The organism is Parageobacillus sp. VR-IP, from assembly GCF_013357975.1.
Lineage (GTDB): Bacteria > Bacillota > Bacilli > Bacillales > Anoxybacillaceae > Saccharococcus > Saccharococcus caldoxylosilyticus.
Window position 1 is genome coordinate 258,747 of record NZ_JABVYQ010000001.1, and the last position, 24,148, is coordinate 282,894.

The following is a 24,148-nucleotide window of genomic DNA, read 5'->3' on the forward strand; positions in this document are numbered from 1 at the left end:
AGCTTTTTTTTTTTTTTTTTTTTTTTTTTTTTTTTTTTTTTTTTTTTTTTTTTTTTTTTTTTTTTTTTTTTTTTTTTTTTTTTTTTTTTTTTGGCAAATACTGGTGATATCCGAAAAAGCAAAACGTGATGAAAAAAGAGAAACGCATTCTGTTTGCATTACATAAACTAATAATACACTACACAGCTTGGAGGTTATAGCGATGAAAAAAACAATTCAATCTCCCAAACAAATTAAGGCAAAAAGGGTGCTTTCCCCAAAAATGACGCCTGCGAAGCGGGCAGGAGGATGTGGCTGCGTCAAAACCATAAAAAAGAAATAATGGCTGAACTGTGAAAAATGCCTATACCTCCATTCGCCCAGTTGCATAGTCTAACAATGCAACAAGTCGACAGGAAGGAGGAATGGGCGTGTCTGATCGTAAAAAATCTCGTGTTATTCGTGTCGATAAGTTAATTATTCACGCTGACGATGTGGTCATTGTTCCGCGCGGCCGCATTCGCGATCCATGGTTGTTTCCGCATCGTACCGATGTAGAAGCAATCGAAGATGTTCATGAAGAATCACCGCGTGATGATCATGAACATGATGATCGTGAAGAGGAAAGAAGACCTTTTTCGTGGATTTAAGCATTAGTAAAAACGGATGGGAAAGCGTAATTGGAACGCTTTATTTAAAAACTATGGGTTCTGGCTTGCCATTGGTTCTTTTGCCATCTTGGCTTTGCAAATACTTGGCGTTGATACCGATTTAGGGAAATATGAGCGGCTATACGAAGCGTTTTTAAGCATTCTTGTCACGGCAGGGATATCAAAACCCGTCCCTTGGCCGCGGCTACTCCGATAAGGTGAATACAGAAAAATGGGTAAAACGCAGGCTGTCCAATCCAACGGACAGCCTGTTTTTGTAAAAAGTTACATTTATATTTTCCCGCTAAAAAACCATTCTAACAATTGTAATCACCATTTTTGAACAATCGGGAGGTCAATTAAACATGACAGTTGCAACACAAGTACAACAAACATTGGCAGGTTTAAAAGCAGCACAAGCAAGCTTTGAAACATTCGCATTGCAGACAGAAAACCAAGCTGCAAAACAACTTTATCAACAGGCAGCACAACAAACACAAGCGATCGTTGATTTAGTCAGCTCGCGCGTACAAGAAATTCAAAACGAAGAGCCACAATATAAACAACAATAACGTAAGAAGAGTAAGTGTTGGAGTCATGGATGGGAAAAGGTTGGTCACCGGCCAACCTTTTTGAAAATAAATACATAAAGGAATGGGTTGATGAACATGAGAAAGTGGTTGTTCATAGCGCTGGCCATCGTCATGGTGATGGGCGGCTGCGCCAAAGAAAAAGGAGTAAAACAACAATCCATGCAAGGAACGAATCTAATTCGCACAAATACGGATGGAACAGCAAAACAAGCCAGTATAGATCAGCGGCCGGCAGAACGGGCAGTGGCATATGTGCGTTCACGGGATGACATTAAAGATGCCGTTGCCGTCAACACAAGGAAGAAGCTGCTCGTTGCTTATCAAATCAAGCACATGGATCGCTTTTACCGCAAACAAATTGAAAAAGAAATACACGATCATCTAAAACGCTTATTTCCAGATTATCAAATTATTTCATCCAGTGATTTGAAAATATTTTGGAAAACAAAGGAGTTGGCGGATAATCTGGGAAATAAAAAATGGGATGAAACAAAAACGAACAAGCAAATCCAAAAAATTAAGCGGTTAAGCGAAGATTCCGCATAAGGGGTGGCACCATGGCAAACGAAAAACGAAAAAAACTTACTCCTGTGCAACAAGAATACCATTTATTTGAAAAAGAGCGGGAAACGAAGCGTCCCGTCATAAAAAACTGCTTTCGCGCCTTTCTTGTTGGCGGACTCATTTGTATGGTTGGACAAGCGATTTCATACTTTTATATGTATTTTTTTGATTTTACCGAACAAACGGTAGGAAACCCGACGGTAGCAACGATGGTATTTATTTCGATGATTTTAACCGGACTTGGGGTATATGACCGCATTGCCCAATTTGCTGGGGCAGGCAGCGCCGTCCCAGTTACCGGTTTTGGGAATGCAGTGATTTCAGCAGCGATTGAGCACCGGACAGAAGGATTTGTGCTTGGGGTCGGCTCCAACATGTTCAAACTTGCCGGTTCGGTCATTTTATTCGGCACGTTTGCTGCTTTTGTCGTTGCCTTAGTCAAAACAATCGCCACACAGTGGGGTGGTTTATAATGTTAAAAGGGCATCGGACATGGGTATTTGACAACAAACCGGTCATCATCTCGACGGCAACGGTCGGCGGGCCGTTTGAGGCAAACGGCCGCATCGCCGACGATTTCGACCTGTTGCATGAAGATTTATGGCTCGGTGAAGATTCTTATGAAAAGGCCCACAAAGTACTGTTGGAAGAAGCGATGTTTAAAGCACTGGAAAAGGCCGGAATAGAAAAAGAAAAAGTGAAATTTTTAATCGCCGGGGATCTTATTAATCAGATGACTCCAACTAATTTTGCGGCAAGAACGATTGGCGCTCCCTACCTCGGCGTGTTTGGCGCCTGTTCTACTTCGATGGAAGGACTGGCATTAAGCGCTTTTATTACGAATTACGGCGGGGCAGACTATATACTGACAGGAGCGGCAAGCCATAACACGGCAGTGGAAAAGCAATTCCGCTACCCGACGGAATATGGGGGACAAAAGCCGCCGACAGCTCAATGGACCGTCACAGGAGCAGGGGTCGCGCTTGTGAGCCCGAAAGGAGACGGACCGCGTATCACCGCAGCAACGATCGGCCGCGTCGTCGACATGGGACTATCCGATCCGTTTAATATGGGAGGAGCCATGGCGCCGGCGGCAGTGGATACGATCGAGGCGCATTTGCGCGATATGCAAATTGATGCTTCTTACTATGATCTTATTGTCACAGGCGATTTAGGGAAAATCGGCCGTGATATCTCGCTCGATTTGCTTCGCCAGCACGGAGTGAACATAGAAGAAGAACGTTATCAGGATTGCGGTTTGATTATTTACCGAGAAGGACAGCCGGTGCTAGCGGGAGCAAGCGGTGCAGGGTGTTCTGCGGTGGTTGTATACGGACATTTATTAAATCGCATGAAACGCGGGGAATTTAAACGCATTCTCGCGATTGCCACCGGCGCGCTGTTATCGCCGCTGTCGTTCCAGCAAAACGAAACGATCCCGTGCATTGCCCACGCAGTGGCAATTGAGTATGGAGGTGAAGCGTAAGATGCTGGCGACGTTTTTTTGGGCGTTTGTTGTCGGCGGGCTTATATGTGTCATTGGGCAAATTTTAATGGATGTATTTAAATTAACGCCTGCTCATACGCTGACCATATTGGTAGTCGCTGGCGCTATTTTGGATGGGTTCGGTTTGTACGAGCCGCTTATTGATTTTGCCGGCGCCGGCGCAACGATCCCGATCACCAGTTTCGGAAACGCCCTTGTCCATGGGGCGCTGCAAGAAGCAGATAGGCACGGGATTATCGGGGTGTTGACGGGAATGTTTGAAGTGACGAGCGCCGGCATTTCCGCAGCCATTGTTTTCGGTTTTATCGGCGCGCTATTATTCCGCCCGAAAGGATAGGAGGGAGAACGATGACTGTTGCTTCGCAAGTAAAGCAAAGTTTGGCAAGCTTAAAAAGCATTCATGCCGGATTGCAGGATCTCGCCCTCGTTTCGCAGGATGCAGAAGCGCAGCGAACATTTCATGAAGCGATGATGATGACGGAAGAAATCATTGCCGATATTAAAAATCGCATCGGCAAACTGGAGCAAGAGGAGCCACAATATCATGGAAAGTAAGGAGCATGATCGATGCCTGTATGGTTAGAAGTAGCAATTCGTTCGATTTCCATCATCATTGGCTTGTTTATCATTACGCGAATACTGGGGAAAAAGCCACTATCCAAGCTCTCATTTTTTGAGTATATCATCGGTATTACTGTCGGTGATATCGCTGGAACATTGTCAATGGATTTAGGTATTAGCTTGGAGGAAGGCATTACCAGCATTTTGATTTGGTCGTTGTTTCCCGTGCTCACTTCTCGCATTTCACTACGAAATAAAAAATTCCGTAATTTTGTGGAAGGAAACTCCACTATTTTTATCAAGAATGGAAAAATATTAGAGGAAAATTTAAAGCGCGAAAAGTATACAGTAGATGAACTTCTTGAACAACTCCGCAAAAAAGATGTATTTCGCGTGGCCGATGTCGAATTTGCCGTTTTGGAGCCCAACGGCGATTTAAACGTACTGTTGAAACGGGAAAAACAGCCGCTAACGGTCGGCGATGTATTTCCAAATCCGCCATCAGAAAAAGAGCCGCAAACGGTTATTATGGATGGCATGATTTTAGACGAGCCGTTAGCGACAATGGGGCTAAGCCGCGGCTGGCTCAAGCAGCAGCTAGACAAGCAAGGGGTTGCCATCGAAAACGTATTTTTGGCGCAAGTTGATTCTTACGGACAGCTGACATTGGATTTGTATGATGACAAAATTCAAGTTTCCGAGCCGCAGGAGAAAAAACTGCTGCTAGCAGCGATCAAAAAAGTGCAAGCGGACTTTGAATTATTCGCTTTGCAGACAGAGTCAAAAGAAGCAAAAGAGCTATATCAAACAAATGCTGAAAAATTGCAAACGTTATTGCAAAAAGTGGAGCCGTTTTTAAGAAACTAAGGGAGGCATCATCATGGAACAAAAACGAACTCGAACAACCGATGAAGAAATTACGATCGAACTGAAAAAAAGCGACCGCGGGCAAAGGGCAAATACGACGGATGAAGAAATATCGATCGAATTTATGCACAGTGGGAACAATGTTACGCATCAGCCAAAAGATTATGAAGAGATTGAGTATTAACAGGAGTATGAGGAAGTATTTCGTATGGTGGTGCGGTCATCGACCGTTATAATAGAGCTTTTTATGGAAAAAGCCGCTGCGGATATTTATCCGACAAGCGGCTTTTTCTTTTTGTAGAAATTTATACGGTTAATGACTGCAAAAACGCTTTTACTTCTTCTGGTGTTTTCGCATTGGCGCTATGGAGATGGGCCATTTTTTCTCCATTTCGGAAGATGAGTAAACTTGGGATGCCCATAACTTGGTATTTTTCAGCAAGCCCTGGAAAATTGTCGCGATTGATTTCAAACCAATCGTATTGCGAATATTCCTTCACAATGTCATCGATAAACATATTCAATCTCATGCAGTCTGGGCACCACGTTGTATAAAATTTGACAACCACCGGTTTATCGCTGGAGATAATTTGTTGGAATTGCTCGGCCGTTTGTATTTCTTTCAATGCCCTTTCCTCCTTGAACAAAATGATGTCGTTTATACTTTATCATATTTTGTCCGAAAGAAAGAATTGAAACGCCTTGGCACACCAATGTATATGCTGCATACACAAATGGTAAGGAAGGAGGGAGAAGGAGTGAGTAAAGAATTGGAAAAGGCGCTTGAAACATGGGTCAATTCGCGAAAAGAAGGGCATGAGCAGTTTATTCAGCTATTTGAACAATGGGGAAAAAATTTCGATAAGCAAATCCAGGAAATCGAAAAGTTAAACAATCAATTTTTAAAGGATGTGCAAGGAAATTTGGATTATATCAACAAGTGGTTTGCCAAAAAAGAAAATGAATTTGCCAAGTTATTCCGCATATTTGGCTAACATATTTCCACATGTGCCTATACCGGTTGCAAGTACGATGAATAGGATGAAGTAACAAAGCGTAAGGAGGTGCACCACTATGGGCTTTGGATGCTGCGGTTTTGGAGGTTACGGTTACGGAGGTTACGGCTACGGCTTTGGCGGCGGCAGTAGCTTTGTGTTGATTGTTGTATTGTTCATTTTGTTAATTATTGTCGGTACTTCAATTATCGGCTAATGTCCATGTAACGGGTACGGGCTGTTCTATTCGGCGGGCAGCTCGTACTTTTTCTTTCACATGTATGCACTTCTTTTTTTTCATTTCATACCATATAGAAGGAAAAGGAGGAGTTGGTAAATGGATAATCAGTTTTTTAAAAATATTGAAAAGAAAACAGGCGTAAACATGAAAGACATATTGGAATTGGCAAACTCCTTACAACATGCAAACTTTAAAGATGAAAAAACGGTACGTCATGTGATTCAGCGCGTCGCACAAATCGCGAACCGGAAAGTGCCGAAAGAATTGGAAGACCAAATTGTGAAAACGATCATTCAAAACGGAAAACAGCTTGACTTCAGCACGATCGCCAACATGCTGAACAACAAAAAATAGGCGAAAGGGAGCCTTCCAAATCGGAGCTCCCTTTTGCCATTTATCATTTATTTGTTTCAAGAAATGATGGTCATCACACTGAAAATGCCGGTGAAGTTATTGGAAAGAGTGGCCGTTCATATTGGCAAAATAGTGTATTGAGCGAGATTATTGGCTAATCAACATGTTTGTCCATACCTGTAGAGTCTGAAAAAAGACATTATGAAGGTTATATGGCCGAAGCGCAGATGCATGAAACGAGCTTAAAAAGTACGGAGCAAATTCATGAAATGGGCATCTATTGGGGAAGCGAATGGAATTGTATTTCCTCTTGGCTGCTATATCGTACGGCAATAATCGCTTTTCTTTAACAGGGCTCGTTCAAGACGGGAAGACAGCAATCAACATACGAAGCCATTCTTTATCGATTGCCGGGAAAATGAGGTGAGGGACCGTACCATCGTTTGATACGGTCTTAAAGCGATTTTACCATCGTTACATGGGGAATTCCAGCATCCATAAACACATCGGAAACTGTTTGATATCCAAGTTTTTGATAAAATGGCTCTGCATGTGTTTGCGCATTCAGCTTTACTTTTGGGACACCCTGTTTTTTCGCAAACTGCTCAATCGTTTCCATAATCAGTTTTCCTGCCCCGCGGCCGCGATATGACGGCAAAACACAAATTCGTTCGATCTTACCGAGACCGTTATCGATCAGGCGAAATCTGCCAGCACCAACCGGTTTTTCTCCATCGTACAAAACAAAATGCATAGCTTCCTGTTCAAATTCATCGATTTCTTCCTCTTCCGGAACACGTTGCTCCTCAATAAACACGATTCGCCGAACAAGCAAGGCATCCTTATATAATGACGAATCGCTTTTTCTTCCGACCACCACGTTCATGTTACTCCTGTTCCTTTCCTCCAACAAGAAAAGTCTCGTATACTGTCCATGAGCCGTTTTCCAATTGATAGAGAAGATGGAAGCGGTCAACCGTTTCCTCAAAATGGACGTTTTGCATCCGTAATTGTCCGTATACATCAGCATATTCAGCACTTGGCAAATCACGGCCGATGGTAATATGAGGAACAAATACGTATTCTGGTTTACCGTCAAAAATTCCGCTATGAAGCCGTTCATAAAGGCGCTGTAGCGTTTCGTTCGGCTCCACTTTTAAATAAATCACATTGCTTGCTGGATAAAACGAGCTAAATTTTGTCACTTTTAACGGGATGAGATCTGTTTCAGCCGCAATTTTGCGCAATTCTTTCACCATTTCTTTAATTTGCTGGTCGTCGGCTTCAAAAGGTTCTTTTAAGGTTAAATGCGGCGGAATGAGGGCGTAATGGCTATCATAACGCTTTCTATAGGAATTGGCAAAATCCTGTATTCGCTTCGAAGGAAATAAAGCAATACCATATTTCATAAAAACCCCTCCTTATGATAAGTAGTACTTAATTATAACAAAATTCCGAAAAGTATGGTAGTGTTTACAACGAAAGGAGATGCGCAATTGCGCGCGGAACGTCAGGCTGCCAATATGTCCATGCATGACCGCCGTCAAATTCGTTGTACTCATACAAAAATCCTTTTTGGATAAACGCTTCACGTGCCTTTCGATTCGGAGTGATAAAATCACGCACGTTTCCGTCCGTCGTCTTTACTGCTGTTTCGTTTGTACCTACCGAGTGATAAATTTGCAATAATGGTGGTTCCGGAAAATGTAAAATTTTTTCGATGATCCCTTCATCGATATATGGCGACTGCATCGCAATTTTTCCAAATGTATGCGGATACAACAATCCAGCCATCAGCGAGACGGTGCCGCCGAGGGAATCACCGATGAGCGCGCGCCCTTTCCCGATTTGGTACGTAGGAAACGTTTGATCTAAAAACGGAACGAGCTCATGTGCCAAAAAACGCAAATAACGGCTGTTTTTCTTTCCGCTTGGGTGATATTTCTCGTAGCGGTCTTTAACATCATGATACGGGATTCCGATGACAATGGTGCGATCAATCTCGCCGCTTTCCATCAGTTGTTCGATAACGCTTTTGATTTTCCCGTACATATAATAATCTTTCCCATCCTGTGCGATAAGAAGAGAATACTTATGAAGCGGAGAAAACGTGCTTGGCAAATAAGCAAGCAGCGTTATTTCTTCTTCGAGCTCATTGCTGTAGATCGTATAATCATGCATCGTTCCTTTTGGTGTCGCCATGTTGTGCATCCTCCATAAAAACAACGATTCACTTGTTATTGTAACATATTTTTGCTAAAACATGTTAATAAACGCCGCTAAACTGTGTAAGTTTTTGAAAAAATAAAGCTTTTTTTTGCTATTTTTGTCAAAAAACTGTTTCGGTAAAATAACGAAATATACTGGAATTGGTCCAAACATATGAAAACGGACAGCGCGAAAAACATGATAAGTTTTTCCGATGTTATATAAATAAATAACTCAATTTTAAAAAAATTACTTGCAAAATTATTATGAATGAGTTAAATTTTAAGATAATCAGAAAAATGAATATCGGCAAGATGCTTTCTTATCGAGAGAAGCGGAGGGAACTGGCCCTGTGAAGCTTCAGCAACCAGCCAAGTATTGGCCAGGTGCTAAATCCAGCGAATTGAATTTTTTCAATTCGGCAGATAAGAAGAAGCACTGACATACGTATGGAAAAGTCTTCTTCTTAGAAGACTTTTTTTATTTTATAAAAGAGGGAGAGAGAGAAGTGGAGAAACTGGAGACATTGTTAGCGCAAATCGGAAACCGCAGCGAAACAGTAACGGGGACGGTCAATCCGCCTGTCTACTTTTCGACGGCATACCGTCATGAAGGAATTGGACAGTCGACCGGGTTTGACTACATCCGTACCGGCAATCCGACGCGCAAAATCGTCGAAGAGGCGATCGCCAAGCTCGAGGGAGGCGATCAAGGCTATGCATTCAGTTCGGGCATGGCAGCCATTCAGACAGTTCTCGCTTTATTTGAAAGCGGGGATGAATTTCTCGTTTCTGCCGATTTATATGGAGGTACATATCGCTTATTTGAACGTGGCTGGCGAAAATACGGATTGTCTTTTCATTATGTAGATTTTCGCGACATACGATTAGTAGAGAACATGATCACGGAAAAAACGAAGGCGATTTTTTTGGAAACGCCGACCAATCCGCTCATGCAGGAAGCAGACATTGCCGAAGTGGCAAAACTTGCGAAAAAACACGGACTGCTTCTCATTGTTGACAATACGTTTTACACGCCGGTTCTCCAGCGTCCGATCGAGCAAGGAGCCGATATCGTTATTCACAGTGCGACAAAATATTTAGGAGGACACAACGATGTGTTAGCCGGTCTCGTTGTTGCCAAGGGAGAGGAGCTTTGTCAACGGCTTGCGGAATATCATAACGCAATTGGCGCCGTGCTTTCTCCGTTTGATTCGTGGCTATTGATTCGCGGCATGAAAACGTTGGCGCTACGGATGCGCCAGCATGAAGAAAACGCGAAGCGCATCAGTGAGTTTTTAGCGTCTCACGAAGATATTACCGATGTATTATATCCAGGAAGAGGGGGAATGTTGTCGTTCCGCTTGCGCGAGGAAAAGTGGGTCAACCGCTTTTTACAAAGTTTGCGCTTAATTACGTTCGCTGAAAGTTTAGGAGGTGTGGAAAGCTTTATTACATATCCGGCGACGCAAACGCATGCCGACATTCCGGAGGAAGTCCGCATTGCCAACGGCGTCTGTAACCGGCTGCTGCGCTTTTCCGTCGGCATCGAACATGCCGAAGATTTAATTGCCGATTTAGCGCAAGCGCTGAAAAATATGAAAGAGGTGTAAGAGGATATGGAACAACGTATCTCCTTTCAAACCAAACTGCTTCATAACAAATGGAAAATCGATCGGCAAACAGGGGCAGTAAGCGTGCCGATTCAGCATGCTTCAACGTTCCATCAATTCGATTTTGACACATTTGGCAAATATGATTACAGCCGCTCTGGAAACCCGACGCGCGAGGCGCTCGAAGAAACGATTGCCGAACTGGAAGGCGGCGTGCGCGGCTTCGCTTTTTCCTCAGGGATGGCGGCGATTTCGACTGCGTTTCTTCTCTTGTCCAAAGGCGACCATGTCCTCGTGACCGAAGATGTTTATGGCGGCACGTATCGCATGATCACCGAAGTATTAAACCGTTTTGGCATTGAATATACGTTTGTCGATATGACCGATTTGCATGAAGTGGCCACTCATATTCGTCCGAATACAAAAGTGATCTATGTCGAAACGCCGTCCAACCCGCTCTTAAAGGTAACCGATATTCAAGGAATTGTCAAACTGGCGAAAGCCAATGGCTGTTTGACGTTTTTAGACAATACGTTTATGACTCCCGCGCTCCAGCGCCCGCTCGACCTTGGCGTCGATGTCGTTCTTCATAGCGCGACAAAGTTTTTAGCAGGGCATAGCGATGTCGTAGCGGGGCTTGCGGTGGTGAAAGACGAGGAGTTGGCGAAACAGCTGTATAAATTGCAAAACGCGTTTGGCGCCGTGCTTGGGGTGCAAGATGCGTGGCTGGTGTTGCGGGGATTAAAGACGCTGCACGTCCGCCTCAAGCAGTCGTCCGAATCAGCGCTCGCCATCGCCCGCTATTTATCTGGCCATCCGAAAGTGGAGGAAGTGTATTACCCAGGGCTCACGCATCACCCTGGCCATTCGATTCAACGTTATCAAGCATCGGGATTTGGCGCGGTATTATCGTTCCGTCTTGCCGATGAAGAAGCGGTCCGGACGTTTGTGAAGCACGTTCGCCTCCCTGTATTTGCCGTCAGCCTAGGAGCGGTTGAATCAATTTTATCGTATCCAGCGAAAATGTCGCACGCCGCAATGCCGAAAGAGGAACGGGAGCGGCGCGGCATTACAGATGGCCTGCTGCGGCTTAGCGTCGGCCTGGAGGCGGTTGAAGATTTAATCGCCGATTTCGAGCAGGCGTTATCCTATGTCAAAGAAACATCGTCTGCCGTTTCCGCGCGTTGAAAGAAAAAGGTATGCGTCAAAAAAATGGGCGCATACCTTTTTTGAATGATGTTGTTTTCGTCCGTTTTCATCACCGCTAAAAAATTTTTAAAAAAGTATTTGACAAATCCGCTGCTCGTCCATATAATAAAAAATGTGTTCAACAGGACAGCATGATTCCGTAGCTCAGCTGGGAGAGCGCCACCTTGACAGGGTGGAGGTCGCTGGTTCGAGCCCAGTCGGAATCACTAAGGTGAGAGGCTTGAAATCCTTGCGTATCAAGGGTTTCAAGCTTTTTTGTTTTATTGGCAATTGTGTTAAAATCTCCGGGATTTAAAAATTTGCACAAAACTTGCACCTTTAGTCAACTAAAGGGTTTTGAATCTGTTTTAACAGGGCATTTTCAAATTTCTCTGCCGCTTGCTCTTGTAAATCATCACTGACATGTGAGTATAAATCTAAAGTTATACCGACGCGAGAATGTCCCAAGCGCTCGCTGACCACTTTTGGATTTTCGCCTTGCTGCATTAAGATGGTTGCATGTGTATGCCGCAAATCATGGAAGCTTATACGCGGTACATTTGCTTCTTCGATCAAGCGATAAAATTGTCGTAACAAGTTTCGTGGATCAAGAGGTTTTCCGTCGTCAGTGCAGACAATTAAATTGTTGTCTTGGTATTGAGTACCCAATTTCTCCTTCTGAAATTCTTGTTTTTGTTTATGTTTCTTTAATACATTTACAACATGTTGAGAAATTGAAATTTGTCTTTTCGATTTTTTTGTTTTAGGCTCTTTAAAAATTAATCCTTTGCCTGAGACAAAGCATAAGCTGCGCTTGATGCGGATTTTTTTATTCTCAAAATCCACGTCATCCCATTTTAGTCCTAAAACTTCTCCTCGTCGCATTCCTGTGAAAATCGCAAGAAGGTAAGGTATCTCCGTAGAGCTATTTTTAATCAGATTCAGAAATCGATTTACCTCATCCACTGTCCATGTTATTTTTTCTTCACTTTTCACTTTTGGTGGCTTAGCATTCTTTACAGGATTCACTTTAACCAACGACCATCTTACAGCTTGATCAAATGCTTGATTGAGCAAATTATGCATTTGTCGTATATATGCGCCTGAATACCCGTTGTCTAACTTGTCTGCATAAAAACTGTCAATATCAAATGTTGTAATTTCGTTAATTTTTTTATGTTGGAAATATTTTATAATATGATTTCTGATTACATATTCCCTGCTTTTTGCGGTAGTTATTTCTACTGTTCTTTTATAAGAAGTGTTAAACCACCGCTCCATGAACATTGAAAAATCTTCTGTACTTTAAAATAACTTCCATCATCGACTTGGTTTTTAATTTTAAGAAGTTCTTTCTTCGCTTCAGTCTTTGTACGAAACGGTCCGAAACTTGCTTGCTTTCTCTTACCAGTAGCTGGATCTTTTCCTACATCAATTCGAAAATAAAATCCTTTTTCTTTTCTTTAATTAACTTGTCAAAACTCATTATTACACCCCATTCCTAGTTTGAAACTGGAATAGTGTGTAGTATGTGGCTAAGTAAATACTATCAAAATAATACTTTTTAGGGAGCGTTAAACTATAAAAGTGGGTATCCACTAATATGAAAAAGCATACATTCCGGTCTTGTAACGGGATATATCTATACATCCGTATAACTAATATTACAAGTGTGGATTTAACTTATTAAAAAGGGGGATTCGGATCATCTGGTGGAATACAATTTAGGTTTAGTATCTTCTAGTGTTTTGTTACGCTATTTTTTCGTACTGCGTAGCAACATATTATGGTATAATAATCCAAAAACTAGTAAAGAAAGGAAATATTATGAATATGGGCGATCTAATATTTCAGTTTATTATGTTCGTTTTTATTATTTTTGGGATATTTTTCGGTTTTTATCTCTTTGTTCGTTCACTCGTTACAAAACACCCGAACAAGTCTAATAACATTGAACAAAAGCTTGATAGAATAATTGAGTTACTTGAAAAGGATAAGAGAGAGTAATCTTTTTTTTGCTTTATCCTTACTTATTACGCAGTATGTGTCTACTGTGTCACGTATTATTTTTTGGTTATTCGGATTATCTAGTGAAATACAATTAGGTTTAGTATCTTCAGTAGTGTTTTGTTACACTGTTTTTTTGTAATAATTAATTGGTACTCATTTTTAATTAAAGGAGTGCGCATAAAATTGAATGATAAAAAGAAACAAATACAAAAACAGGTACAAAAAAAATACAGAGAGATAAAACAGCAAAGAAAAGAAGAGGGAAAAAACAGTAAAGCAGAGGTACTTATTGTCGTTGCTATCGTTGTTTTATTTATTTTTCTGAATGCTTTTTTCAAAGCTCTTTAACACATAGATCATCTTGGTACCGTCAAGAATTTTGTGTAATGTAAGATAGATAGGGTATCTCTGAAATGGATTTAGAAAAGAGTGGGGCTGTTTCCTCCACACAGGAGACTGAATATTCAGTCTCCTGTGTGGAAAGGGTGAATCCCCTTATTTTGTTTATTTACAATATATGGCTAATTGTAACGTTCTTCAAACATTCGCTGGAGGGCTTCCTGTGCTTCGGCAAATCCTCTTAACTTTCGTCCTGCCCATTTCTCATTAAAGTCTTGGATGGTCAAATTATACGACTTTTTCCGCGGCTTCTAAACTGCTCAAACTGTTCATCGGCTTTAGACGTTTCCGAATCTCCTTGATTGTTCGTTCGATGGCATTCGTTGTATAAATCACACTTCGAATACTGCTTGGATAATCCATAAATGTAAGGAGGACATCCCACTCATTGGCCTAAGATTGAACTTCTCTCGGATACTTGCTGGACCATTTCGATTCAAACTGTTGAAACATCTGTAACGCAATTTTCTTATTCGGTGCGCAATAAATCAGTTTGAGATCCTCTGCCACTTCCAATGATCTTTTTTCCGAACACGATTTAAGGTATTACGGACTTTGTGAATGATACAACGCTGTACATCAGCTTTCGGATAAACGGCCTTAAAGACTTCCTCCAGCCCCGGAAGGCCATCGAATACGCCTAGAAGCACTTCTTGTATCCCTCTTTTGTAGAGCTGTTGAAGAATCTCTTGCCATCCGTAGGCACTTTCTTGTCCACCTACGAAGAAATCGAGAATTTCACGATACCCTTCTTCGTTTACACCTAACACGACATAAATGACCTCTTTTTCTACCGTATCTCGACGAAGTTTCACGTACAAGCCATCCAAATATAAGACCGAATATCGCTTGGGTAGGGGACGTGTATGCCATTTCACAATGTCTTCCTTTACCACATCCGTGATATGACTAATCGTTGTTGGGGAGTAGGCATTTCCTAGAATTCGTTCGATAAACTTACCAATTTCACGCGTACTCATGCTACTTTGATATATCCTGATGATGGCTTCCTCGAGCCAGCCGGTGTGGCGTTGGTAAGGGGCAAACAATTGCGTTTGAAATTCTCCGTTTTGGCCTCTTGGGACCAAAAGACCTTCAATCCGGCCATATTGCGTATCTAGATTTCGTTGATAGTAGCCGTTTCTCATATTCGACGTTCCAGCCTGTTCTATTTCGAGGAAATTTTTTATTTCTTCACGCATAGTCAGCTCTAATTTTTCCTTTATAAACTGGCGAATCGCACTTTCCAGTTAATGAGCCCAGTCGACATTCGGTATACTTTTAGACATAGGTAGGGTTCCCTTTTCTCTGGAATGTATTATGGCCAAATCAGAGAATACCCTACCTTTTTTCTTTTGTTCTAGCAAAATACTTTACACAAAATTTTATACATCATCAAATAAACCGAAATAATTGGCAGGTGATATCTATAGATGAAAAAATTAAATAGCAAAATTCATTATGCTTGGATTATATTAGCTGTTTCTTTTATAGGTGTTTTAGCCTCTTAAGGAGTACGTTACTCTTTTGGAGCCTTTATGGAGCCATGGGAAGAGTATTTCTCTACTACCGGAGGTACGATCTCTGCTATATCATTTGTCAGTTTTTTAGTATTTGCAGTCTCCCAGCCAATCGTTGGGAAACTGATTGACAAAATCGGAGTCAAGAAGATTTTTGTTCTCAGTACGTTTATTGTAGGAATGGTAACCATTTTAAGCTTCTATGCCACCTCTGTTTGGCAGTTGTTTATTTTATATGGAATTGTTGCACCCCTTGGTTTTGGCGGGGCTTCTGGTGTGACGGCTTCCGTAGTTGTGACAAAGTGGTTCTCTAAAAAAAGGGTTAGCATTAGGTATGGTCCAAGCAGGTTTTGGGGCAGGACAAATAGTGTTAGTTCCTAGCTCTATATTTTTAATTGAATCATTTGTATGGAAAGGGACTATTCTTATTTTAGGTTTCTTCCTTATCGTTATTGTCTGCCCCATTCTTGCTATCTTCTTGAAGTTAGAACCCTCTGAATTGGGATTAACTGCACTAGGATATGAAAATACCTTTGATGAAAAGCCTAAAGTAATAGATCAACAGCCAATAAATTGAAGGAACATACTGGAACGAAAATTTTTGTTTTTACTTATCCTTTTTTCATTTGTGGATTTACTACTACATGTTTAATGTGGATACACATCTCATTCCATTTACCCAACTCTGTGGGTTTTCATCTATAGTTACAAGCGCTGCTGTTAGCACATTGGCCGCTTTTAATATTATTGGAACACTGGTTTCAGGAATTCTCGCCGATCGCTGGAACAATAAAAAAATCTTATCATTCCTTTACTTTGCTCGAGCTATAACCATTGTTTTTCTTTTACTTTTCTCAAGTGAAATTGGATTGAAGATCTTGTTGAATTATCCTGTTTTATTACTGTTTTTCTCAATATCCATTGGATTAGTTGGCTTTGCAACAGTAGCCCCAACAATTAAATTGCTTTCAGAATACTATAAAGGCCAGTCTGTTGGCTTACTTACGGGATGGCTGTTTATGAGCCACCAAGTAGGTTCTGCTTTAGGTTCGTATATTCCGGGGGTATTGTTTGTGGATTTGTTTTAGTTTATGGAGCCCGTAGCAGGAACAGCACCATAGGATTCAGGTGCTCTTTATCCGGACAGCAATTGCAATTGGGATCTTGGCTCTCGGCGGTAGTGGGCCCCTCTTCCGAAAGAAAATCACCTAAATTGACGACTTTTACAGTGCTTTCAGGAAAGACCAACGTAAGTACTAAGATCGTACTGAAGGGATTGAAATGGCGGATCAAGATATTGTAGAGATGAAAAAGAAGAGATTATTCGGCAGATAAAAGAACGCAGCAAGGAAACGTTGATAGGGTTACTTGATATTGATTACGTGGAACTGACACCAGACAAAGTAGTAATGAGCATGCCGGTTGGTCCTAAGACTTGGCAACCTTTTGGAATTCTTCATGGTGGTGCATCTGTCGTACTAGCGGAAACTGCTGCAACAATGGCTACTATGTTGAATATTGACATGAAAAAGTATGCCGCGGTTGGAATGGAGATTAATGCGAACCATATCCGAAGCAAACGAGAGGGAATTGTAACGGTAGTAGCAACACCGTTACATAAGGGACGTAGAACAATGGTTTAGGATATCAAAGTTACTGATGAAGATGGGAAACTGATTTGTGTTTCTCGATGTACAATAGCAGTCGTGGAACAAAAATAATAGGGGTAGAAGGAGCATCGACCGATTCTCCTTCTACCCCTTTTTTATGCGTCCGAAAATTCCAGAAGCAAAAATTATAATGGGGTGAGGCAAAGGAAGGAGCGTATTTGGGAAGGAGGTAAAAAATAAAACGCATTTTTGCACCATAACCCTTTGTTTTTCGAGTTTATGAGATTTACAACATAAACGAAAAATATAAAAAAATAATAATAATATAATTATTATTTCTTTTGTGAAAATTTAATTGCAAAATTTAATTTTTTATATTATATTTTTATTAAAAGTAAACGTTTACATGGATTATATCGGTATTTTTATAGGGATTTGTGTAAACGATTACTTGTAATTTCACAGGAGGTGATAAAATGGCAAAATACACAATCAAAGATGTAGCAATGGAAGCAGGAGTTTCTACAGCTACAGTTTCCCGGGTGTTAAATCAAAGTGGTTTTGTAAGTGATGACATTAAAGAACGGGTTTATTTGGCTGTAAAAAAACTTAATTATCAACCAAATGCGATTGCTAGAAGTTTAAAACAACATAAAACAAATACAATCGGTATTGTGATTCCAGATATCTCAAACCCATATTTTATGAAAATTTCGAAAGGTATTGAAGATATTGTTCAACAAAAAGGTTATAATTTAATTTTCTGTAGTAGTGATGAAAATCCTAAAAAAGAGGAAAAATTGTTACAGTTGTTGTTTGAACAAAGGGTGGATGCTATTGTATTGGCAACCGCTGGTGGAAGTGAAAACATGGTTGAGAAAATCAATCAAGCTGGGGTACCGATTATTTTAGTTGATAGAAGTATTGATGCTGAAGATCAAAAATTTGATTTTGTTGGAGAAGATAATATTCAAAGTACTTATGAATTAACGAAATGCCTTTTAGAACAAGGACATCGATTTATTGGTGTTGTGAATGGGTTATTAGAAGTTAGTACTGGTAGAGAACGTTATGAAGGATATAAAAAAGCTCTTGAAGAGTATGGCATTGAAGAAGATACAAAATATATTTTCAATGGAGCCTTCACACAAGATGGGGGAAGGAAAGCAGTTGATTATTTCCTTAATTTTTCTAAAAAACCATCAGCTATTCTATCTTTTAACAATATAATGACATTCGGTGTCCTTCTTGAATTAACACGGAGAGGATATTCTATCCCTGAAGATATAGTTGTTGCTTCATTTGGTGACATTGAAGCAGCTCAATTATTAAAATCACCTGGTATCATATCCGTGGTTCAAAAACCTTATGAAATGGGAAAGAAGGTAGGTAATATTTTATTGAAACGTTTAAATAATGAACAAGGGCCTTTTATTGAAATATTTAAACCTAAATTAGTTATACCTGAACAAAATGTACTTAATTAGAAACGGTGGTAGGTGGTGAAGTAAATGAGTGTTTTATTGGAAATGAAAAACATCCATAAAACATTCCCAGGAGTAAAAGCACTCGATAATGTACAGCTTAACGTAAGAGCTGGTGAGGTGCATATTCTTCTTGGAGAGAATGGTGCTGGAAAATCAACTCTAATGAAAATTTTAGCAGGGGTTTATCAAGCTGATAAAGGTACCATCTATATAGAAGGAAAACAAGTTGATATCAAAAGCCCAAAGGATGCACAAAAGCATGGGATTGGGATTATATTTCAGGAGTTCAATCTCATTCCTCATTTATCAGTGGCTGAAAATATTTTTTTTGGAAGGGTACCAAGATTTTTATCAAGCATAGTTAATCGAAAAAAATTGTTTGAAGATACAACGAGAATTTTAAATGAACTTCAACTGGATATATCACCTAAAACACTTGTGAAAGATTTAGGGGTTGCAGAACAACAAATGGTGGAAATAGCTAAAGCCTTCTCTATTAACTCTAAAATTTTAATTATGGATGAGCCAACAGCTGCTTTAACAGAACAAGAGATTGACAAGCTTTTTGAAAGAATTCATGACTTAAAGAAAAAGGGCGTCGGAATTATTTATATTTCACATCGTTTAGAGGAATTTGCTCGTATTGCCGATAGAGTAACCATAATGAGAGATGGAAGATATGTTACGACAGTAGATTTTGATAAATCAAGCATTGATGAGTTAATTGGTTTAATGGTAGGAAGATCTCTAGAAGATAAATTTCCAAAAGATACTACTATTAAAAAGGGAAGAGAAATTTTAAGAGTTGAAAATCTCTCGACAAAGGACAAACTCAAAAAAGTTAGTTTTTCATTACATGCGGGAGAAATTCTAGGAATCTCAGGATTGATGGGATCTGGGAGAACTGAGCTTGCAAGGGCTATTTTTGGGGCTGATCCGATATCCGAGGGACAAATTTATATAGATGGAGAGAAAGTAAAAATCAATTCACCAAGGGAAGCAATTGAAAGAGGGATTTCGTATTTATCGGAGGATCGAAAAAAGAATGGTGTAGCTCTGAACTTATCAATAAGAGAAAATATTACAATGGCTAATTTGAAAGTGATTTCTAGTGGCGGGGTTATTAATCAGAAGCATGAAATAAATACCGTAGAAGAGTTTATAAAAAATTTGAACATCAAAACACCTTCTATGGAACAGAAGGTAAAGTTTTTAAGCGGCGGAAACCAGCAAAAAGTTATTATTGCAAAATGGTTACATACCAAAGCCAAGATTTTTATTTTTGATGAACCGACTCGAGGAATTGATGTCGGAGCTAAAATTGAAGTCTATCAACTAATTAATAAATTAGCTCGAGAAGGAAATGCAGTTATTATTATTTCATCTGAGATGCCAGAAATTCTTGGATTAAGTGATCGAATTCTTGTCATGAATGATGGGAAGTGTACAGCAATTTTAGATAGAAAAGAGGCAACTCAAGAAAAAGTGATGTATTATGCGACGACAGGTCAATAATTGAAAGGGGGATTTATTTATGAATGGTAATAGTATGATAGGAAGTCAAGAGAGGGCTGTAATTAAGAATAAACAATCGAAAAAAGCTGTATTTGAAAAAATGTATGCGCTTTTAGGTTTAGTTTTACTATCAGTCACTCTAACAATCTTATCACCATACTTTTTGACAATTGATAATTTATTAAGTATTGCGCTGCAAACAGCGATTATTGCAATTTTAGCTTTAGGTCAAGTATATGTAATTATATCCGGAGGAATTGATTTGTCAGTAGGGTCTATACTTGCTCTGTCAGGAGTTATTAGTGCGCAATTGCTTGTTAGTGGTTGGCCGACAGCTTTGGCGATTGTTGCTGGTATACTTGCAGGAGCACTTCTTGGTTTTATTAATGGACTTGTCATTACTAAGGGTAATTTGCCGCCGTTTATTGTCACTCTAGGTATGATGGGAGTGGCTAGAGGGCTTTCACTTGTACTTACAGATGGACTCCCTGTATCAGGGCTCCCTGAAACTTTCACGAAACTAGGCAATGAAACAATATTTTATATTCCGATTCCAGTCATTTTTCTAATCGTTGTGGCGATTATTTCATCTTTTATTTTATCTAGAACTATTTTTGGGCGTTATGTGTATTCGATCGGTAGTAATGAAGAGGCGGCACAATTATCAGGCATTAATGTGAACTTTCACAAGTTAATGATCTATGTAGTATGTGGATTGTTATCAGGTTTGGCAGGTGTGTTACTGACAGCTCGATTAGTTTCTGCGCAACCTTCAGCTGGTACGGGTTATGAATTGGATGCAATTGCTGCTGGTGTTATTGGGGGAGCGAGTTTAATGGGTGGAGTCGGAACTGTAGGAGGAACAATTATAGGTGCCTTTATTATGGGAGTGTTGCGAAATGGACTAGACCTTCTAAATGTTACACCATTCTGGCAGCAAATAGCAATTGGTGTGGTTATTGTTCTAGCAGTGTACCTTGATCAAATGAGACGTAAATAATAGTGAGGTTTGAAAGCGGTGATAGAGGAGAAATTACATCTATATATTACAGAATATTCTAAATAAAATACTTTTATTAGATTCATAAAAGGAGGATTAAGAAATGAAAAGATTTGTTAACTTAACATTTGTAATGATGTTGGCTTTCATAGTTATTTTATCTGGTTGTTCATCTTCATCCTCGATAAATGAAAGTAAAAATAATAACTCAGGTGAAGGTAGTAAGCCATTAAACGTAGCCTTAATTGTAAAGTCTGTAGACTCTGAATACTGGTTAACTGTGAAAGCTGGAGCAGAAAAGGCTGCTAAAGAATTAGGAGTTAACTTAATTTTTAAAGGAGCGCCGACAGAAACAGATATTGCAGGACAAATCAGTATTGTTGAAAATGCTATCAATCAGCGTATGGATGGGATTGTATTAGCGGCTTCTGATACAAAAGCATTGGTTGCACCTGTAGAAAAAGCAATAGATGCTGGAATTCCGGTTGTAACAGTAGATTCTGGTATTGATTCTGATAAACCTCAAAGCTTTATTGCAACAGATAATGAAAAGGCGGCAGAGGAAGCAGCCAAAGTATTGGCTGAAATGACTGGTAAAAAAGGAAAAGTGGCTGTTGTTAACTTTGTTCCAGGAGCAGCTACAGCTGTAATGCGTGAAAATGGATTTAAAGACGGTATCAAGAAATATCCTGATATGAAAATTGTAGCAATCCAATATAGTCAAAGCGACAAAGCAAAAGCTTTATCTGTTACAGAAGATATCCTTACAGCTCATCCTGATATTGTGGGAATATTCGGAGCTAACAATAAATCAGCGTTAGGGGCTGCACAAGCTATTAAACAAAAAGGGCTAGAGGATAAAGTTCACTTAGTTGCTTTTGATGCAGATCCAGACGAAATTAACGAATTAAAAAAAGGCACAATTAAGGCACTTATTGTACAAAATCCTTTTAAAATGGGATACGAGGGAGTTAAAAATGTTGTAAAAGCTATCAAAGGTGAACAGGTAGAAAAACGTATCGATACGGGAGTTACAGTTGTAACAAAGGATAATTTTAATGATCCAGAAGTTCAGAAACTTCTCTTCCCAAATAAATAAAAAGTCCCGTACCAAGTATTACTAGTATGAGGCCTGAAAGATTAAAAAATGATTTAAAAATCCATTATACCATTAATTGGTGGATAATCTATGAAATACTTAAGTAGGTTCTAATGGATGTTGGGATCAGCTGCGGCGTTTTTCTAAAATTGTTAATTATCGGTGGTGAAGAATCTTGTTAAAAACAGCTTGCTTATTATGAAGCTTGTAAAGAAGAAAATGTAAAGTTAGCAATTGTGACGGGGGAGCAAAGGATATATGCGAATGTATTGCTAACAGTCGGTGTAGTGCAACAATAAAAGAATTTGGAATAGAAAAAATAAGGTAGAGGAGGAAAAATAGTGAAAACAAGTAACTTAACTTTAACATTACAAAATAATAAAAGATGGGTAGGGCAATTTCCACGAATTGGAATTCGTCCGGTAATTGACGGACGTCGAGGTGGCATTCGTGAATCATTAGAAGAAGTAACGATGAATATGGCAATTGCTGTTTCTACATTTTTGCAAGAACATGTACGCTATCCGGATGGTACTCCAGTTGAATGTGTCATTGCTGATACGACGATTGGGGGTGTAGCTGAAGCTGCCCAGGCGGCTGAAAAATTCAAGAGGGAAGGGGTTGACATTACGATCACTGTCACTCCTTCCTGGTGTTATCCAACCGAAACAATGGATCAAGATCCTCTTACCATTAAAGCGATTTGGGGATTCAATGGGACGGAAAGACCAGGAGCTGTGTATTTAGCGGCAGCTTCATCAGCCCACAATCAGAAGGGATTGCCTGTTTTTAGTATTTATAGTCGAAATGTACAAGAAATGACTGATTCATCGATTCCCGAAGATGTACAAGAGAAGTTATTGCAATTTACTAGAGCAGCCCTAGCAGTAAGTATCATTCGTGGAAAATCTTATCTTTCGATGGGTTCTGTTTCCATGGGGATAGCAGGTTGTATTGTGAATGAAGAGTTTTTCCAACATTATCTCGGCATGAGAAACGAATATGTGGATATGAGTGAATTTATTCGAAGAATGAAATTGAATATTTATGATGAAGAAGAATTTGAAAAAGCACTTGCTTGGGTAAAGAAACATTGTAAAGAAGGCCGTGATGTCAATCCGCCTCATTTACGAAGAACAGCGAAACAGAAAGAAGAAGACTGGAAAACAGTCGTTAAAATGACCCTGATTGCACGAGATCTCATGATCGGGAATCCCAAGTTAGCAGAAAAAGGATTCGGTGAAGAAGCATTAGGACACAATGCGATTGCAGCTGGTTTCCAAGGGCAGCGAGCATGGACTGACTTTATGCCAAATGGAGATTTTATGGAAGCGATTTTGTCTTCATCCTTTGATTGGAATGGGATACGAGAGCCATTTATCATTTCGACTGAAAACGACACCTTAAACGGAGTAACGATGTTATTGGGGCACCTTTTAACAAATGCTGCTCAAATTTTTGCAGATGTTCGTACGTACTGGAGTCCCGAAGCGGTGAAGCGAGTCACCGGTAAGGAATTGACGGGAATGGCATCAAACGGAATCATTCATCTGATTAACTCAGGACCTGCGGCTTTAGATGGAACTGGACAGCAACAGAAAGACGGAAAGCCTGCGATGAAACCATTCTGGGAAATCTCGGAAGAAGAAGTGAAGAAATGTCTAGAAGCTACAGAATGGTGTCCAGCCGTTGACTTCTTCCGCGGTGGAGGATTCTCGACTGATTACGTAACTCGTGGTGGAATGCCAGTGACAATGGCACGTATCAATCTTGTGGAAGGATTAGGACCTGTTCTTCAACTTGCAGAAGGATATACAGTTGAATTACCTCAAGATGTTCATGATGCATTAGATGAAAGAACAAACCCTACATGGCCAACGACATGGTTTGTCCCTAAATTAACAGGGCAAGGCGTGTTCAAAGATGTCTATTCGGTCATGTACAATTGGGGATCCAATCATTGTGCATTGAGCTATGGACATATTGGAGGGGACTTCATTACTCTTGCATCCATGCTTCGCATTCCGGTTTCCATGCATAACGTGGAAGAAGAACGTATCTTCCGTCCTAGTGCTTGGAGTGCTTTTGGAACGGCAGACTTAATGGGAGCTGATTATCGTGCTTGTCAAGCTTACGGTCCTTTATATAAATAAAGTTTAATAAAAAGTTGTTTTACGATATGTAGAAAG

At 40.1% G+C, this 24,148-nt stretch carries 27 protein-coding genes, 1 tRNA gene, 6 pseudogenes and 1 riboswitch; of the genes and pseudogenes, 28 read left to right on the forward strand and 6 right to left on the reverse strand.

Annotation, left to right across the window (positions count from 1 at the left end; genetic code table 11):
- The first annotated feature begins 410 nt into the window (after window positions 1-410).
- From HT574_RS01410 to HT574_RS01455, 10 genes and pseudogenes are all read left to right on the forward strand, one after another.
- Window positions 411-629, forward strand: a complete 219-nt coding sequence (locus HT574_RS01410; RefSeq protein WP_175243212.1) for a hypothetical protein — start codon at window positions 411-413, stop codon at window positions 627-629.
- Window positions 630-645: 16 nt separating this feature from the next.
- A pseudogene (locus HT574_RS01415) lies at window positions 646-910 on the forward strand (phage holin family protein).
- An 84-nt stretch (window positions 911-994) separates the two neighbouring features.
- Window positions 995-1,201 (forward strand): DUF1657 domain-containing protein, encoded by a 207-nt coding sequence (locus HT574_RS01420; RefSeq protein ID WP_175243213.1) that lies wholly within the window; start codon window positions 995-997, stop codon window positions 1,199-1,201.
- Window positions 1,202-1,291: 90 nt separating this feature from the next.
- Window positions 1,292-1,768 carry a YhcN/YlaJ family sporulation lipoprotein gene (locus HT574_RS01425; protein ID WP_175243214.1) on the forward strand — a complete coding sequence of 159 codons (477 nt, stop codon included), beginning with the start codon at window positions 1,292-1,294 and terminating at the stop codon, window positions 1,766-1,768.
- An 11-nt stretch (window positions 1,769-1,779) separates the two neighbouring features.
- Window positions 1,780-2,259 carry a stage V sporulation protein AC gene (gene spoVAC / locus HT574_RS01430; protein WP_175243215.1) on the forward strand — a complete coding sequence of 160 codons (480 nt, stop codon included), beginning with the start codon at window positions 1,780-1,782 and terminating at the stop codon, window positions 2,257-2,259.
- Window positions 2,259-3,272, forward strand: coding sequence for a stage V sporulation protein AD (spoVAD, locus tag HT574_RS01435; RefSeq protein ID WP_175243216.1), 1,014 nt, complete (start codon window positions 2,259-2,261; stop codon window positions 3,270-3,272). Before spoVAC ends, spoVAD begins: the two co-directional genes overlap by 1 nt.
- Before the next feature lies 1 nt (window position 3,273).
- On the forward strand, window positions 3,274-3,630 hold the full coding sequence (gene spoVAE, locus HT574_RS01440; protein ID WP_175243217.1) for a stage V sporulation protein AE: 357 nt from the start codon (window positions 3,274-3,276) through the stop codon (window positions 3,628-3,630).
- 11 nt (window positions 3,631-3,641) lie between these two features.
- Window positions 3,642-3,848 (forward strand): DUF1657 domain-containing protein, encoded by a 207-nt coding sequence (locus HT574_RS01445; RefSeq protein ID WP_175243218.1) that lies wholly within the window; start codon window positions 3,642-3,644, stop codon window positions 3,846-3,848.
- A gap of 12 nt (window positions 3,849-3,860) precedes the next feature.
- Window positions 3,861-4,721, forward strand: coding sequence for a DUF421 domain-containing protein (locus tag HT574_RS01450; RefSeq protein WP_175243219.1), 861 nt, complete (start codon window positions 3,861-3,863; stop codon window positions 4,719-4,721).
- A 13-nt stretch (window positions 4,722-4,734) separates the two neighbouring features.
- A complete protein-coding gene (locus HT574_RS01455; RefSeq protein WP_017436285.1) occupies window positions 4,735-4,905 on the forward strand; it encodes a hypothetical protein in 171 nt (56 codons plus the stop codon).
- 121 nt (window positions 4,906-5,026) lie between these two features.
- Here HT574_RS01455 and HT574_RS01460 read toward each other — a convergent pair whose 3' ends face one another.
- Complete coding sequence (locus tag HT574_RS01460) at window positions 5,027-5,347, reverse strand: thioredoxin family protein (RefSeq protein ID WP_175243220.1); 321 nt, start codon at window positions 5,345-5,347, stop codon at window positions 5,027-5,029.
- A 132-nt stretch (window positions 5,348-5,479) separates the two neighbouring features.
- Here HT574_RS01460 and HT574_RS01465 point away from each other — a divergent pair, with 132 nt between their 5' ends.
- The 3 genes from HT574_RS01465 to spoVIF all read left to right on the forward strand — a co-directional run bounded on the left by HT574_RS01465 (window position 5,480) and on the right by spoVIF (window position 6,311).
- A complete protein-coding gene (locus HT574_RS01465) occupies window positions 5,480-5,716 on the forward strand; it encodes a hypothetical protein (RefSeq protein WP_175243221.1) in 237 nt (78 codons plus the stop codon).
- Window positions 5,717-5,795: 79 nt separating this feature from the next.
- Window positions 5,796-5,933: a YjcZ family sporulation protein gene (locus tag HT574_RS01470; protein WP_175243222.1), complete on the forward strand. Its 138-nt coding sequence runs from the start codon at window positions 5,796-5,798 to the stop codon at window positions 5,931-5,933.
- Window positions 5,934-6,053: 120 nt separating this feature from the next.
- A complete protein-coding gene (spoVIF, locus tag HT574_RS01475) occupies window positions 6,054-6,311 on the forward strand; it encodes a sporulation-specific transcription regulator SpoVIF (protein ID WP_081160891.1) in 258 nt (85 codons plus the stop codon).
- 454 nt (window positions 6,312-6,765) lie between these two features.
- Here the strand turns inward: spoVIF and HT574_RS01480 are convergent, their stop codons facing one another.
- The 3 genes from HT574_RS01480 to HT574_RS01490 form a co-directional block, all read right to left on the reverse strand.
- The gene (locus HT574_RS01480) at window positions 6,766-7,197 is read right to left on the reverse strand and encodes a GNAT family N-acetyltransferase (protein ID WP_175243223.1); all 432 of its coding nucleotides are present in this window, start codon (window positions 7,195-7,197) and stop codon (window positions 6,766-6,768) included.
- Window position 7,198: 1 nt separating this feature from the next.
- On the reverse strand, window positions 7,199-7,720 hold the full coding sequence (locus HT574_RS01485; protein ID WP_175243224.1) for a YjcG family protein: 522 nt from the start codon (window positions 7,718-7,720) through the stop codon (window positions 7,199-7,201).
- A gap of 64 nt (window positions 7,721-7,784) precedes the next feature.
- Window positions 7,785-8,513, reverse strand: a complete 729-nt coding sequence (locus HT574_RS01490) for an alpha/beta hydrolase (RefSeq protein ID WP_175243225.1) — start codon at window positions 8,511-8,513, stop codon at window positions 7,785-7,787.
- A gap of 325 nt (window positions 8,514-8,838) precedes the next feature.
- Window positions 8,839-8,951, forward strand: a riboswitch (SAM riboswitch).
- Between the two features lie 76 nt (window positions 8,952-9,027).
- Between HT574_RS01490 and HT574_RS01495 the strand changes: the two genes are divergently transcribed.
- From HT574_RS01495 to HT574_RS01505, 3 genes are all read left to right on the forward strand, one after another.
- Window positions 9,028-10,131 carry a methionine biosynthesis PLP-dependent protein gene (locus HT574_RS01495; RefSeq protein ID WP_017436275.1) on the forward strand — a complete coding sequence of 368 codons (1,104 nt, stop codon included), beginning with the start codon at window positions 9,028-9,030 and terminating at the stop codon, window positions 10,129-10,131.
- Between the two features lie 6 nt (window positions 10,132-10,137).
- On the forward strand, window positions 10,138-11,319 hold the full coding sequence (metC, locus tag HT574_RS01500; RefSeq protein ID WP_017436274.1) for a cystathionine beta-lyase: 1,182 nt from the start codon (window positions 10,138-10,140) through the stop codon (window positions 11,317-11,319).
- Window positions 11,320-11,473: 154 nt separating this feature from the next.
- A tRNA-Val gene (locus tag HT574_RS01505) sits at window positions 11,474-11,546 on the forward strand.
- Window positions 11,547-11,658: 112 nt separating this feature from the next.
- On the opposite strand, the pseudogene HT574_RS01510 reads toward HT574_RS01505, so the two are convergent.
- Window positions 11,659-12,808: pseudogene (locus HT574_RS01510) on the reverse strand (tyrosine-type recombinase/integrase).
- A gap of 344 nt (window positions 12,809-13,152) precedes the next feature.
- Here HT574_RS01510 and HT574_RS01515 point away from each other — a divergent pair.
- Both HT574_RS01515 and HT574_RS01520 read left to right on the forward strand, forming a co-directional pair.
- Window positions 13,153-13,326 (forward strand): DUF4083 family protein, encoded by a 174-nt coding sequence (locus HT574_RS01515; protein ID WP_256410207.1) that lies wholly within the window; start codon window positions 13,153-13,155, stop codon window positions 13,324-13,326.
- A gap of 186 nt (window positions 13,327-13,512) precedes the next feature.
- Window positions 13,513-13,677: a hypothetical protein gene (locus tag HT574_RS01520; protein ID WP_013401418.1), complete on the forward strand. Its 165-nt coding sequence runs from the start codon at window positions 13,513-13,515 to the stop codon at window positions 13,675-13,677.
- Between the two features lie 173 nt (window positions 13,678-13,850).
- Here HT574_RS01520 and HT574_RS01525 read toward each other — a convergent pair.
- A pseudogene (locus HT574_RS01525) lies at window positions 13,851-14,978 on the reverse strand (IS256 family transposase).
- A gap of 279 nt (window positions 14,979-15,257) precedes the next feature.
- On the opposite strand from HT574_RS01525, the pseudogene HT574_RS20385 reads away from it, so the two are divergent.
- The 10 genes and pseudogenes from HT574_RS20385 to HT574_RS01575 all read left to right on the forward strand — a co-directional run.
- Window positions 15,258-15,629 (forward strand): annotated as a pseudogene (locus tag HT574_RS20385) (MFS transporter); the annotation flags it as partial.
- Window positions 15,583-15,825 (forward strand): hypothetical protein, encoded by a 243-nt coding sequence (locus HT574_RS01535; RefSeq protein ID WP_175243027.1) that lies wholly within the window; start codon window positions 15,583-15,585, stop codon window positions 15,823-15,825. The pseudogene HT574_RS20385 and the gene HT574_RS01535, both read left to right, overlap by 47 nt.
- A gap of 67 nt (window positions 15,826-15,892) precedes the next feature.
- Window positions 15,893-16,336 (forward strand): MFS transporter, encoded by a 444-nt coding sequence (locus tag HT574_RS01540; protein ID WP_254698542.1) that lies wholly within the window; start codon window positions 15,893-15,895, stop codon window positions 16,334-16,336.
- 234 nt (window positions 16,337-16,570) lie between these two features.
- Window positions 16,571-16,969, forward strand: a pseudogene (locus HT574_RS01545) (hotdog fold thioesterase).
- Between the two features lie 365 nt (window positions 16,970-17,334).
- Entirely contained in the window at window positions 17,335-18,345 is a 1,011-nt protein-coding gene (locus HT574_RS01550; RefSeq protein WP_175243228.1) for a LacI family DNA-binding transcriptional regulator, read from the forward strand.
- A 24-nt stretch (window positions 18,346-18,369) separates the two neighbouring features.
- Window positions 18,370-19,860 (forward strand): sugar ABC transporter ATP-binding protein, encoded by a 1,491-nt coding sequence (locus HT574_RS01555; RefSeq protein WP_217499352.1) that lies wholly within the window; start codon window positions 18,370-18,372, stop codon window positions 19,858-19,860.
- 19 nt (window positions 19,861-19,879) lie between these two features.
- Window positions 19,880-20,860 carry an ABC transporter permease gene (locus HT574_RS01560; RefSeq protein WP_305798061.1) on the forward strand — a complete coding sequence of 327 codons (981 nt, stop codon included), beginning with the start codon at window positions 19,880-19,882 and terminating at the stop codon, window positions 20,858-20,860.
- Window positions 20,861-20,963: 103 nt separating this feature from the next.
- Window positions 20,964-21,959, forward strand: a complete 996-nt coding sequence (locus HT574_RS01565) for an ABC transporter substrate-binding protein (RefSeq protein WP_175243229.1) — start codon at window positions 20,964-20,966, stop codon at window positions 21,957-21,959.
- A 203-nt stretch (window positions 21,960-22,162) separates the two neighbouring features.
- Window positions 22,163-22,258 (forward strand): annotated as a pseudogene (locus HT574_RS20390) (RbsD/FucU domain-containing protein); the annotation flags it as partial.
- Window positions 22,259-22,300: 42 nt separating this feature from the next.
- Window positions 22,301-24,112 carry an L-fucose isomerase gene (locus HT574_RS01575; RefSeq protein ID WP_309138263.1) on the forward strand — a complete coding sequence of 604 codons (1,812 nt, stop codon included), beginning with the start codon at window positions 22,301-22,303 and terminating at the stop codon, window positions 24,110-24,112.
- The last annotated feature ends 36 nt before the right edge of the window (window positions 24,113-24,148 follow it).